The organism is Rhizobacter sp. P5_A1 (assembly GCF_056400745.1).
In genome coordinates this window covers 86465-99168 of the sequence record NZ_JBFUKR010000018.1, presented here as the reverse complement: position 1 = coordinate 99168, position 12704 = coordinate 86465, and the positions used below count along the sequence as shown (strand labels likewise).

The following is a 12704-nucleotide window of genomic DNA, read 5'->3' as shown; positions in this document are numbered from 1 at the left end:
AGATCGATATGCGGATTGATCAGTTCACAGCGCGACCTGCGGTGCCTAGCCTGCAGGCCCTTCCCTTCTGAAAGCTCCGCATGACGCAAGATGCAACGGCCAACAAGTCCTGGCGCTTCGAGACCGTGTCCGTGCACGGCGGCTACTCGCCCGACCCGACCACCAAGGCGGTCGCGGTGCCGCTGTACCAGACCGTCGCCTACGCGTTCGACAACGCGCAGCACGGCGCCGACCTGTTCGACCTGAAGGTGCCGGGCAACATCTACACGCGCATCATGAATCCGACGCAGGACGTGCTCGAGCAGCGCGTCGCCGCGCTCGAGGGCGGCATCGGCGCGCTCGCACTGGCTTCAGGCCAGGCGGCGGTGACCTACTCTATCCTGACGATCGCCGAGGCCGGCGACAACATCGTTTCGAGCAATGCGCTCTACGGCGGCACCTACAACCTGTTCGCGCACACGCTGCCGCAGTACGGCATCACGACGCGCTTCGCCGACCACCGCAATCCGGCCTCGTTCGAACCGCTGATCGACGCGAAGACCAAGGCGATCTTCGTCGAGTCGCTCGGCAACCCGGCCGGCAACGTGACCGACATCGCCGCGATCGCGGCCGTCGCGCACCGCCACGGCGTGCCGCTGATCGTCGACAACACGGTACCGACGCCCTACCTCTCGCGCCCGATCGAGCACGGCGCCGACATCGTCGTGCACTCGCTGACCAAGTACCTCGGCGGTCACGGCACGAGCGTCGGCGGTGCGATCGTCGACTCGGGCAAGTTCCCGTGGGCGCAGCACAAGGAGCGCTTCAAGCGCCTGAACGAACCCGACGTGAGCTACCACGGCGTGGTCTACACGGAGGCCCTCGGCCCCGCGGCCTACATCGGCCGCGCGCGCGTCGTGCCGTTGCGCAACATCGGCGCGGCGATCTCGCCGTTCAACGCCTGGCTGATCCTGCAGGGCATCGAGACCCTCGCGCTGCGTGTCGAGCGCATCAGCGACAACGCGCTCGCGGTGGCACGGCACCTGGGCCGCCATGCGAAGGTCGGCTGGGTCAACTACGCCGGGCTCGAGAGCCACGCCGACCACGCGCTGGCGAAGAAATACCTGTCGGGCAAGGCCTCGGGCATCCTGACCTTCGGGCTGAAGAGCGGGCCTGGCCTGGGCCGTGAAGCCGGCGCCCGTTTCCTCGACGCGCTGCAGCTGTTCACGCGCCTCGTGAACATTGGCGACGCCAAGTCGCTCGCGACGCACCCGGCTTCCACCACGCACCGGCAACTGTCTCCGGCCGAGCTCGACAAGGCCGGAGTCAGCGAAGACACGGTGCGTCTGTCGGTCGGCATCGAGCACATCGACGACCTGCTGGCCGATCTCGAGCAGGCCTTGGCCGCCGTCTAAGCGCCCGACGCAAGCCGCAGCTTCCCGCCACAGAACCGGACCACTCCATGCACCTCGCGCCGGGCCTTCGTATACCGACATGAAAAGAAGTCGCAAGGTCATTTGCGCTCTCGCCGCGACACTGCACTCCCGCATCGCATGCGAACCGGAACAAGCACCGTGAATTACCGTCTTTCACTGCTCGACAAGAGCCCCATTCCCGAGGGCGCGACCGCCACGCAGGCGCTGCATCGCACGGTCGCGCTCGCGCAGCGCGCCGAAGAGCTGGGCTATCGCCGCTTCTGGGCCGCGGAGCATCACGGCTCGCCGGGATTCGCCGGGTCCGCACCCGAGATCCTCGTCTCGCACATCCTTGCGGCGACCTCGCGGATCCGCGTCGGTTCGGGCGGCGTGATGCTGCAGCACTACAGCCCGTACAAGGTGGCCGAGGTGTTCAAGGTGCTGGCATCGCTGGCGCCGGGACGCGTGGATCTGGGCATCGGCAAGGCGCCGGGTGGCCTGCCCGATTCGACGCGCGCGCTGCAGTCGCTGCACGACAAGGCGAAGCCCTCGGACTTCGCTTCGGGCCTGGCCGAGCTCGATCACTTCCTGGCGGGAACGCTGCCCAGCGACCATGCGTTAGCGGGTGCCGTCGCCACACCCACACCGCCCGACCTGCCGGCGCGCTTCCTGCTCGGCGGCAGCCCCGAGAGCGCGGTGCTGGCGGCGCAGCGCGGCTGGCAGTTTGTCTACGCCGCCCACTTCAACGGCGACCCGGCCAACATCGAGCGCTCGGTCGAGGCCTACCGCCTCGCGACAGGACGCGCGCCATTGCTTGCGCTGTTCGCGTTCGCGGCGCGCTCGCAGAGCGAGGCCGAACGCCTCGTCGGTCAGGTGCGCGGCGTGCGTCTGCAACTCGCGACAGGCCAGAACTTCAACCTGCCGACGCTTCAGGCTGCGGCCGAGTTCGCGCGCCAGGCCGGTGTCGACAACTACCGCACTGAAGAGCGGCAACCGCACGTCATCGCCGGCACACCGGAACACGTGCGGCGCGAACTCGGCGCGCTGAGCCTGCGTTATGGCATCGACGAGTTCGTCATCGATTCGCCGGTCGCATCGTTCGATGAGCGCTGGGCCTCGGTCGAACTGCTGGCGGGCGCACGCGAAGCGGTCGCGGCCTGATCTCTCTCTCACCCCCTTCGGGAGCATTCACGATGAGCGCACAACCGATCACCTTCGGCGTCATGCTGCACGGCGCCGGCGGCCACATGAATTCGTGGAAGCATCCAGCCGGTCCGGCCGACGCGAGCGTGAACCTGGATTTCTACGTGCAAACCGCGCGCAAGGCCGAAGCCGCCGGCATCGCATTCGCGTTCGTGGCCGATGGCCTGTACATCAACGAGAAATCGATCCCGCATTTCCTGAACCGCTTCGAGCCGCTGACCATCCTGTCGGCGCTCGCGACGCACACGACGAAGATCGGCCTGGCCGGCACGGTCTCGACCTCGTACAGCGACCCGTTCACGGTGGCGCGCCAGTTCGCCTCGCTCGACCTGATCAGCGGCGGGCGCGCCGGCTGGAACGTCGTCACCACGCCGCTCGAGGGCAGCGCGAAGAACTACAGCCGCACGCACCCCGAGCACGCACTGCGCTACGAGATCGCCGACGAGTACCTGCACGTCACACAGGGCCTGTGGGACAGCTGGGACGAAGATGCGATCGTCCGAAACCGCGCGACCGGCCAGTTCTTCGACCGGTCGAAGCTGCACACCCTCGGCCACAAGGGCCGCTTCTTCGAGGTCGCCGGGCCGCTCAACATCGGCCGCTCGGCGCAGGGCCAGCCGGTGATCTTCCAGGCCGGCTCGTCGGACGCCGGCATCGGCCTGGCCGGCAAGTACGCAGACGCGGTGTTCACGCATTCGCCCTCGCTCGAAGAGACGCGCCTGTTCCTCAGGCGCGTGAAGGCGAGCGCCGTGTCGCACGGGCGCCAGGCCGACGACGTGAAGATCCTCCCCGGCATCGGCCCGATCGCCGCCGGAACAACGGAGGAAGCCGAGGCGAAGTACCGCGTCATCCGCGAACTGCTGAGCATCGACGAAGCGCTCGCCTACCTCGGCCGCTACTTCGATCATCACGACTTCAGCCAGTACCCGCTCGACGCGCCTTTCCCCGAGCTCGGCGAGGTCGGCAAGAACAGCTTCCGCTCGACGACCGATCGCATCAAGGCCGACGCCAAGGCCAAGGGCGCGACCTTGCGCGAGGTCGCGCTCGAGGTGGCGACACCGAAGCCGCAGTTCGTCGGCACCGGTGAGCAGATCGCCGATGCGCTGATCCGCTGGATCGACGAGGGCGCGGCCGATGGTTTCATCCTCGGCTTCCCGGTGCTCGCGCAGGGGCTGGAGGACTTCATCACGTTCGTGATCCCGGCGCTCGAGGCGCGCGGGCGCTACCAGCGCACGCTGCCCGGCCGCACGCTGCGCGACCACCTCGGCCTGCCGCGCAAGGCAAGCCGCCACGCGGCAACGGGCGGCACGTCGGACTCCGCAAAGAAGGTTGCCTGATGGGGTCGGCCTTCAGGAACCCGCTCGGACAGCCGCTCGGCCTCACGCTGGCCGAGCAGGAGACCGAACGCATCGCGTCGTCGATCGCGACGACGATCGACGAGTTCATCGCGCTGCGCCGGGATCTGCACCGGCACCCCGAGCTCTCGTTCAACGAGCACCGCACATCCAAGATCGTCGCCGAGCGGCTCGGATCGTTCGGCTACGAGGTGACGACGGGCCTGGGCGGCACCGGCGTGGTCGGCACGCTGCGGCGCGGCCGTGGCGAACGGCGCCTGGGCATCCGCGCCGACATGGACGCGCTGCCGATCGAGGAACAGACCGGCGCCGCGCACGCGAGCATCCACGCCGGCGTGATGCACGCCTGCGGCCACGACGGCCACACCGCGATCCTGCTGACCGCGGCGCGCTATCTCGCCGAATCGGGATCGTTCGACGGCACGCTGCAACTCATCTTCCAGCCTGCCGAAGAGACCGGCAAGGGCGCGACGAAGATGATCGACGACGGCCTGTTCGAGCGCTTCCCGGTCGACGCGGTGTTCGGCCTGCACAACTGGCCGAGCGTCGACGCCGGCCACATCGGCTGCGTCGCCGGCCCGGCGATGGCCTCGGTCGACTGGGCGCGCATCGTGGTGCGCGGCAAGGGTGGCCACGGCGCGCAGCCGCACGAGACCGTCGATGCGGTCGTGGTCGCGGCGCACATCGTCACTGCGCTGCAGACGATCGTCGCGCGCAACGTCAACCCGCTCGACATGGCGGTCATCACGGTCGGCTCGATCCACGGTGGCGGCGCGGCCAACGTGATCCCCGAGACGGTCGAGCTGAAACTCTCGGTGCGCGCCTTTCGGCCCGATGTGCGCGAGCTGCTGCGCGAGCGCGTGCCGGCACTTGCGCGCGCGCAGGCGGAGAGCTTCGGTGGGCAGGCGCAGGTCGAGTACCACCTGGGCTTTCCGGCGGTGATCAACCACGCGGACGAGACCGGCTTCGCGCGTGCCGTTGCGCTCGAGACCTTCGGCGCCGGACATGTCGATCCGGCCTTCAGGCCCCGCACCGCGAGCGAGGACTTCGCGTTCATGCTGCTTGCCAAGCCCGGCAGCTACGTCTTCGTCGGCAACGGCGACGGGCCACCGTTGCACAGCCCGCACTACGACTTCAACGACGCCATCCTCGCCCCCGCTGCCACCTACTGGGTGCGGCTGGCCGAGAGATTCCTGGCCTGACACCGCAGACGGAGAAAGACCATGAGCAGTGCGAGCGACATCTTCATCCAGACCAGCCCCATCGACCCGCGCGCGCGGCCGCTGGTCGACGGCCTGACGCGCGAGTACGACAGCCGCTACGGCGAGTTCTACGACTGCAACGGCGAGCCGCGCGAGATGGAGAAGTACCCGCCTGAACTGTTCGCGCCCCCGCACGGCAACTTCATCCTGTTGTTGCGCGACGGGCGGGCGGTGGCAGGCGGCGCCTTCAAGCGTTTCGACGCGCACACCGCCGAGGTCAAGCGCGTGTGGACGCACGGCGATCTGCGCGGCCGAGGCCTGGCCGGTCGGATCATGGGCGAGCTCGAAGCCCAGGCACTGCGCCAGGGCTACACACGGCTGTACCTGACGACCGGCTTCCGCCAGCCCGAGGCCGTGCGTCTCTATCTCGGGCGCGGCTACACGCCGCTGTTCGACCTGAGCGTCGACCCCGAGGTGCACCGCAAGCTGCCGTTCGAGAAGCCGCTGGTCGGCGCCGCGGGGCCGATGCGACCGCCGCTGGCGGGTGCGCACCCGCGCCTGTGGCAGCCGGCGCCGTACCGCACGGGCGCCGAACAAGAGCACTGAACGAGGTCAGAACCATGTCCACCACCACTGCGAACCCCGCGGACCATGCCTTCGGGGCCGACAACACGCACCCCGTGGCGCACCGCGCCCCGCCTCCCGTCAAGGGCGACTACTCGCACTACCGCATCGTGCCGGCGCGCTACCCGGCGCGCGCGGTCGGCACGATCTTCGCGGCGCTGGTCATCGTCGCGGTGCTGCACTCGGTGTTCACCAACCCGCGCTGGGGCTGGAACGTGTTCGCCGAATGGTTCTTCGCCGAGCCGGTGCTGGTGGGCCTGGGACGCACGCTGCTGTTGACCGCGCTGGGGGCGGTGTTCGGCTTCGCACTGGGCACACTGCTGGCACTGGCGCGGGTCTCGCGCTCGCCGCTGCTGTCCGGGCTGGCCTGGACGTTCGTGTGGATCTTCCGCTCGATCCCGGTGATCGTGCTGCTGCTGATCATCAACAACCTCGGCTACCTCTACGCCAACGTGTCGCTGGGCATGCCCTACACCGGCTGGACCTTCTTCTCGTACCCCACCACGCAGCTGATCAGCCCGTTCGTCGCGGCGCTCATCGGCCTCACGCTGAACCAGGCCGCGTTCGCCTCCGAGATCGTGCGCGGCGGCATCCTGTCGGTCGATCAGGGCCAGCTCGAGGCGGCGGCCGCGCTGGGGCTGTCGCGGCGCCGCCAGGCGTCGCGCATCGTGCTGCCGCAGGCGATGCGCACGATCCTGCCGACCGCGTTCAACGACATCATCGGGCTGGCCAAGGGCACGTCGAACGTCTACATCCTGGCACTGCCCGAGCTGTTCTACACGATTCAGATCATCTACCGACGCAATTTGGAGGTGATCCCGCTGCTGATGGTGGCCACCGTCTGGTACCTGGTGATCCTGACCGTGCTGTCGGCGATCCAGCACCACGTGGAGCGCCACTACGCGAAGGGCGCGCTGCGCAACCCGCCGCCGTCGGCGTTCATCGGGCTGGCGCGCTGGCTCGGGCTCTCTGGCAGGACGAAGACCGGCAAGGCGGCGGCGCCGTCGTCGGCCGAGGCTTCCGTGCCTGCCGCCCCCGCGCCCGCCGTGCCGCGCTGGACCGGCACCCGGCTGCAGGGCGGCGAGGTCACGATCCACGGTGTGTCCAAGAGCTATGGCGCGCTGAAGGTGCTTGACGACGTGACGCTCACCGTGCCGCGGGGCAGCGTGACCGTGATCCTGGGCCAGTCGGGTTCCGGCAAGTCCACGCTGCTGCGCTCGATCAACCACCTCGAGCGCGTCGACGGCGGCTTCATCGCGATCGACGGCGAACTGATCGGCTACCGGCAGGACGCCGACACGCTGTACGAACTCGGCGAGAAGGACATCCTCACGCGCCGTGTCGACGTGGGCATGGTGTTCCAGAACTTCAACCTGTTCCCGCACCTGACGGTGCTCGACAACATCGTCGAGGCGCCGGTCTCGGTACGCCGCGTGTCGCGCCCCGACGCGCAAGCGCAGGCGCTCGAACTGCTGGCCCGCGTCGGCCTGAGCGACAAGGCGCATGCTTACCCGCGCCAGCTCTCGGGCGGTCAACAGCAGCGCGTGGCGATCGCACGCGCGCTGGCGCTGCGCCCGAAGGTACTGCTGTTCGACGAACCGACCTCGGCGCTCGACCCCGAACTCGTCGGCGAAGTACTCGACGTCATCAAGGAACTGGCGCGCTCTGGCACCACGCTGATCGTCGTGACGCACGAGATCGGCTTCGCGCGCGAAGTCGCCGACACCATCGTCTTCATGGAGCAGGGCCGCGTCCTCGAGACCGGCACGCCCGACCAGGTCTTCAACACCCCGCGACACCCGCGCACCGCGGCCTTTTTGGCCAAGGTGCTCTGACCACTTCACCTTTACGCCACGAACCACTCCAAGAACCAAACCATGACCTTCAGAAGAACCGTTCTCTCGTCCGTCGTCCTGGGCATCGCCGCCGCACTGTTGCCTGGGGCCGCCTCGGCGCAAGCCGTCGACCTCAGCCCCGAGCAACCCGGTCGGCCGCGCTCGCAGCCGGTGGCAGAGGCCATCAAGCTCATCGGCAAGGACTTCAAGTTCGTGAAGGACGGCGCGTTGACGGTGGGCACCACCACCGGCCGCCTGCCCTTCGGCGCCTACGCGCTGGACAACAAGACGCCGGTGGGCAACGCCCCCGACATCGCGCAGCTGGTGGCCGACAGCCTGGGCCGCAAGCTCGAACTGATCTCGGTGGCCTGGGCCGACTGGCCGCTGGGCCTGCAGTCGGGCAAGTTCGACGTGGTGATCTCCAACGTGACCGTCACCGAAGAGCGCAAGGAGAAGTTCGACTTCTCCACCTACCGCAACGATCAGCTCGGCATCTACGTGCCCACGAGCAGCAAGATCACGTCGATCAAGGACGCCAAAGACGTGGCCGGGCTGAAGGTGATCGTCGGTGCTTCGACCAACCAGGAGCAGATCCTGCTGCGCTGGAACCAGCAGAACATCGCCGCCGGCCTGAAGCCGGTGGAGGTGCAGTACTACGACGACGACGTTGTGCTGTACCTGGCGCTCGCCTCCGGCCGCGCCGACGCCTACCTCGCGCCCAACGGCATCGCTGCGCACAACGCGCGCGACGGCAAGACCCGGCTGGTGGGTGCGTTCTCGGGCGGCTGGCCGCTGACGGCCGAGATCGCTGTGACCTCGCGCAAGGGCTCGGGCATTGCCGACGCCATCACCGCGGCTTTGAACGCGCAGATCAAGAACGGCAACTACACGAAGGCGCTGGAGCGCTGGAACTTGCAGTCCGAGGCCATCCAGGTGGCGCGCACCAACCCGCTCGGCCTGCCGAAGAAGTGAGGGCGGCGCGATGAGCACTTCCAGCGCCGAGCGCATGCCGCTCAAGAGAATCATCGCCAGCGCCGCGGCGGCGGGCCTCGCCTTCGCGCTCGCATTCAGCAGTGCGCACGCTGCCGACAAGTTCGACTTCAGCCCCGCCCAGGCGGGCCGCCTGCACGCCGACAAGGACCCGGCCGCGATCCAGGCGCTCTCGAAGGATTTCAAGTTCGTGAAGGACGGCGTGTTGACCGTCGCGATCGCACCGTCCGCGCCACCGATCGCGACATACGCGACCGATGCGAAGACCGTCGTCGGCTTCGATCCCGACTACGCGCAGCTGATCGCCGATGCGCTCGGCCTCAAGCTCGAACTGCAGCCGATCGCCTGGGCCGACTGGCCGCTGGGCCTGAGCTCGGGCAAGTATGACGCGGTGATCTCGAACGTCGGCGTCACCGAGCAGCGCAAGGAGAAGTTCGACTTCTCGAGCTACCGGCTCGGCCTGCACGGTTTTTACGTGAAGGCCGACGGCCCGATCAAGTCGATCAAGGAACCCAGAGACATCGCGGGCCTTCGCGTCATCACCGGCTCCGGCACGAACCAGGAGCGAATCCTGCTGGAGTGGAACAAGCAAAACGTTGCGGCCGGACTCAAGCCGGTCGAGGTGCAGTACTTCGACGACGACGCATCCCGCGTCCTGGCCATCGTCTCCGACCGCGCCGATGCGAACTTCAACCCCAACGCACCGCAGGCGTATCACGCGGCCAAGGATGGACAGATCCGCGTCGTCGGCACTGTCAACGCCGGCTGGCCGCTGAAGTCCGACGTCGCGATCACGACGCGCAAGGGCAGCGGCCTGGCGAACGCGCTGACCATCGCCACCAATGGCCTGATCAGGAACGGCAAGTACGCGCAGGCGCTGGCACGCTGGAGCCTCACCGAGGAAGCGCTGCCCAAGTCCGAGACGAACCCGCCCGGCCTGCCGAAGTTCTAGTGCCGCAGCGCCGTCAAGCCGGCCGCCATACCGGCGAATCGGCGACGTTGATGCGCTTCGGCAGGATCTGCGCCTGCGTGAATGCATCGGCGATGCGCTGCTGTTCGGCCAGCGCCTCGGCGTCGACCGGTTGCACACGGTAGCTGCGGCGCAGGTTCGCGGACTCGACGATGGCAGCGTCCAGGCCGATCAGCGGCGCGTTCCACGCGGCCGCCGGGCCGGGGTTCTTCTTGATCCATTCGCCCGCACGCTGCAACTCGGCGTAGACGACCGCGAGCACGTCGGCGCGGCGCTGGGCGTAAGGCGTCGCGGCGAGGTAGAAGCGGCGGTAGCTGGAGAGCTTGCCGCCGTCGACCAGGACACGCGCACTCGACTGGCGTTGCACCGCGGCGAGGAATGGATCCCAGATCACCCACGCGGCGACGTTGCCGCCCTCGAACGCGGCGCGGCCGTCGGCGGGCGTCAGGTAAGCGGGCTCGATGTCCTTGATCGTCAGGCCGCTCTGCGCGAGCGCCTCGAGGATCAGGTAATGCGCGCCGGCACCCTTCGCGAACGCGACCTTCTGGCCCTTCAGTTGGGCGACGCTGGTGAGCGCCGAGTCCTTGCGCACAACGATCGCCTGCGCCTGCGGCGACGGCGTCTCGATCGCGTAGTAGGTGAGCCTGGCGCCGGCCGCAAGCGCGAAAGGCGGCACCGCGTCGGCCACGTCCGCACTGAGGTCGACCGCGCCGATGTTCAGCGCTTCGAGCAAGGGCAGACCCGACGTGAACTCGTGCCATTGCACGTCGACCTTCAGCGGGGCGAGCGCCTTCTCGAGCGTGCCGCGCGACTTCAGGAAGATCGTCAGCGTCGATGATTTCTGGAAGCCGATCCGCAGCTTCTCGGGATCGGCGGCAAGCGCGCGTCCGGCGGCGAACGGCAGTGCAGCGGCGGCACCCGCGAGCAGGAGGTGGCGACGCAGGGCGTCGTGGCGAGTGGAGTCTTGCATGGTGCGGCGGGGTTCAGGCAGGCACACCGAGCGGTGCATGCACGTTGCGGATGTCGGTGGTCGCCGTGTCCTCGGGTCGCACGGTGCGTCGCCAGACCGGCTCGCCTGCGACGAAGACCTGCAGTTCGCCGGAGCGGAACGGCGTCCATGTTTCGTTTCGGGTCAGTGGCTCGGTGGCCAACAGCACCATCCGGTCGTCGAGGCCGTTCGCCACACTCAGGTCGAGCGCGATGTCGTGGTCAACCAGATGTGCGGTCGGGAACGGGTGTTCGCGTTGCAGCCAGAACAGCCGCGTCGACGCATGGGCATAGACGGCCCGACCGTCGGTCAGCACGAAGTTGAAGGAACCGTGGCGCGCGATGCGAGCGGCCAGGTCGGCAATCACCGGTGCGAGCTGTTGCCACCCTGCCGCGCGACGCTCGCGAAAACGCCGCCGCAACTCCTGCAGGATCCAGCAGAAGGCGCGCTCGCTGTCGGTGTCGCCGACCGGCTGACAGCTGCCGCCGAGCCGCGGGTGAAAGTCCTTCAGGTCGCCGTTGTGGCAGAACGACCAGTGCCGGCCCTGCCACTCGCGCACGAACGGGTGACAGTTCGACAAGTGCACCGCGCCCTGCGTGGCCTTGCGGACGTGGGCGAGCACGGTGCGGGCACGGATCGGGTGGCGGCGCAGGAACTCGGCGAGCGCCGAGTCGCTGGCACGGCCGTCGTCGATGAAGTGACGGCATACCTTGTCGTCATGGAAGGCAAGGCCGTAGCCATCGGCATGCTCACCGGTATGCCCGCCACGCGCCGACAGGCCGGTGAACGAGAATGTCACCGCGGCCGGTGCGTTGCAGCTCAGCGCGAACAGCTGGCACATTTGCGGCGCGTGAACAGCGGGTCGATCGGATGCTCGGTCTGACTGTCCTGGCTCATGTGAAGCAACGACTCTGGATGCGAGGAAGAGGCAGCGAAGCTTGCTGCAGGCTGGTACCGACCATACGGAAGCCGACGCGCCACCCCAACGAAGCATTGCGCGTTTCGATATGCGCTCACCGAGTACAGCGGCCGAACGCTGTGCGATCACTTTGGATCGCGCTGGCCCTCACACATCACGAGGCCTCGGCGGCCTGAGCAGCCTCTCATGCGCTGCACGAGTAGGCACATGCAGAATCATTCGTTCCGCTTCGATCCTTCGGCTGCCTAGACTGCGCGTCCTCCTGTCTTCGCCCGCCGCATGGCAACGCTTGGCCGGAGCCCGCCGTCTTCCGTCATCGCATGAGCATCAACCTGTCCTCCGTCTCGGCCCATCTCGCTTTGACGCCGCCGATCGAAGTCCATCGCTTCGACGCGCCGCTCGGTGCTGAAGTCACCGGCCTCGACCTGGGCGCACCGCTACCCGACACCGACTTCGCGCGCATCCATCGCGCGCACCTCGACCATCACGTGCTGGTGTTTCGCGACCAGCGCATCACGCCGCAGCAGCAGATCGATTTCAGCCGCCGCTTCGGGCCGCTGCAGATTCACGTGCTGCACCAGTTCCTGCTGAAGGACCATCCCGAAATCCTGATCGTCTCGAACATCGTCGAGAGCGGCGAGCCCATCGGGCTGGGCGACGCCGGCCGCTATTGGCACTCCGACCTGTCGTACAAGGAGCGTCCGAGTCTGGGTTCGATGCTGCACGCGCAGGAGCTGCCCGCCAACGGCGGCGACACGCTGTTCGCGAACATGCATCTAGCCTGGGACACGCTGCCGGCGCCGTTGCGTCACGCCATCGAGGGCCACCGCGCCGAGCATTCGTACCTCGCGAAGTACGAGGAGCTGCGCCGGCGCAGTCCGTGGCGCCCGAAGCTCAGCGACGCGCAGCGCGCGCAGGTGAAGCCGGTCGAGCACCCGATCGCGCGCACCCACCCCGAGACCGGCCGCAAGGCGTTGTTCGTCAGCGAGCACTTCACGACCCGCATCGTCGGCCTGCCCGAGCACGAGAGCCGCGACCTGCTGGCGCAACTGTTTGCGCACAGCGTGCGTCCCGAACACCTCTACCGCCACAGGTGGCAGCCGCACGACATGGTGTTCTGGGACAACCGCTCGCTGATGCATCTGGCGACCGGCTGCCCCGAGGACCAGCGCCGGCGCCTGAACCGCACCACGATCGAAGGTGATGTGCCCTTCTGATTTCCTG

11 protein-coding genes are annotated in these 12704 nt (G+C 68.0%); 9 read left to right on the top strand and 2 right to left on the bottom strand.

Annotation, left to right across the window (positions count from 1 at the left end; all coding sequences use genetic code 11):
* The first annotated feature begins 80 nt into the window (after nt 1-80).
* The 8 genes from AC1DTW_RS19190 (at nt 81) to AC1DTW_RS19155 (ending at nt 9555) form a co-directional block, all read left to right on the top strand.
* Nucleotides 81-1394 (top strand): O-acetylhomoserine aminocarboxypropyltransferase/cysteine synthase family protein, encoded by a 1314-nt coding sequence (locus AC1DTW_RS19190; RefSeq protein ID WP_477982939.1) that lies wholly within the window; start codon nt 81-83, stop codon nt 1392-1394.
* A 159-nt stretch (nt 1395-1553) separates the two neighbouring features.
* The gene (locus AC1DTW_RS19185) at nt 1554-2555 is read left to right on the top strand and encodes an LLM class flavin-dependent oxidoreductase (protein ID WP_477982937.1); all 1002 of its coding nucleotides are present in this window, start codon (nt 1554-1556) and stop codon (nt 2553-2555) included.
* A 32-nt stretch (nt 2556-2587) separates the two neighbouring features.
* Complete coding sequence (locus tag AC1DTW_RS19180) at nt 2588-3934, top strand: LLM class flavin-dependent oxidoreductase (RefSeq protein ID WP_477982936.1); 1347 nt, start codon at nt 2588-2590, stop codon at nt 3932-3934.
* A complete protein-coding gene (locus AC1DTW_RS19175) occupies nt 3934-5154 on the top strand; it encodes a M20 aminoacylase family protein (RefSeq protein WP_477982934.1) in 1221 nt (406 codons plus the stop codon). Before AC1DTW_RS19180 ends, AC1DTW_RS19175 begins: the two co-directional genes overlap by 1 nt.
* Before the next feature lie 21 nt (nt 5155-5175).
* Entirely contained in the window at nt 5176-5760 is a 585-nt protein-coding gene (locus tag AC1DTW_RS19170) for a GNAT family N-acetyltransferase (protein WP_477982932.1), read from the top strand.
* Between the two features lie 14 nt (nt 5761-5774).
* Nucleotides 5775-7613 carry an amino acid ABC transporter permease/ATP-binding protein gene (locus AC1DTW_RS19165; RefSeq protein WP_477982931.1) on the top strand — a complete coding sequence of 613 codons (1839 nt, stop codon included), beginning with the start codon at nt 5775-5777 and terminating at the stop codon, nt 7611-7613.
* Between the two features lie 42 nt (nt 7614-7655).
* Nucleotides 7656-8585 (top strand): ABC transporter substrate-binding protein, encoded by a 930-nt coding sequence (locus AC1DTW_RS19160; protein ID WP_477982930.1) that lies wholly within the window; start codon nt 7656-7658, stop codon nt 8583-8585.
* A 10-nt stretch (nt 8586-8595) separates the two neighbouring features.
* On the top strand, nt 8596-9555 hold the full coding sequence (locus AC1DTW_RS19155) for an ABC transporter substrate-binding protein (protein ID WP_477982928.1): 960 nt from the start codon (nt 8596-8598) through the stop codon (nt 9553-9555).
* A 13-nt stretch (nt 9556-9568) separates the two neighbouring features.
* Here the strand turns inward: AC1DTW_RS19155 and AC1DTW_RS19150 are convergent, their stop codons facing one another.
* Both AC1DTW_RS19150 and AC1DTW_RS19145 read right to left on the bottom strand, forming a co-directional pair.
* Entirely contained in the window at nt 9569-10543 is a 975-nt protein-coding gene (locus AC1DTW_RS19150; protein WP_477982927.1) for an aliphatic sulfonate ABC transporter substrate-binding protein, read from the bottom strand.
* A 13-nt stretch (nt 10544-10556) separates the two neighbouring features.
* Nucleotides 10557-11609 carry a class II glutamine amidotransferase gene (locus AC1DTW_RS19145; protein ID WP_477982926.1) on the bottom strand — a complete coding sequence of 351 codons (1053 nt, stop codon included), beginning with the start codon at nt 11607-11609 and terminating at the stop codon, nt 10557-10559.
* Between the two features lie 191 nt (nt 11610-11800).
* Between AC1DTW_RS19145 and AC1DTW_RS19140 the strand changes: the two genes are divergently transcribed.
* Entirely contained in the window at nt 11801-12697 is an 897-nt protein-coding gene (locus tag AC1DTW_RS19140; protein WP_477982925.1) for a TauD/TfdA dioxygenase family protein, read from the top strand.
* Nucleotides 12698-12704: the final 7 nt, after the last annotated feature.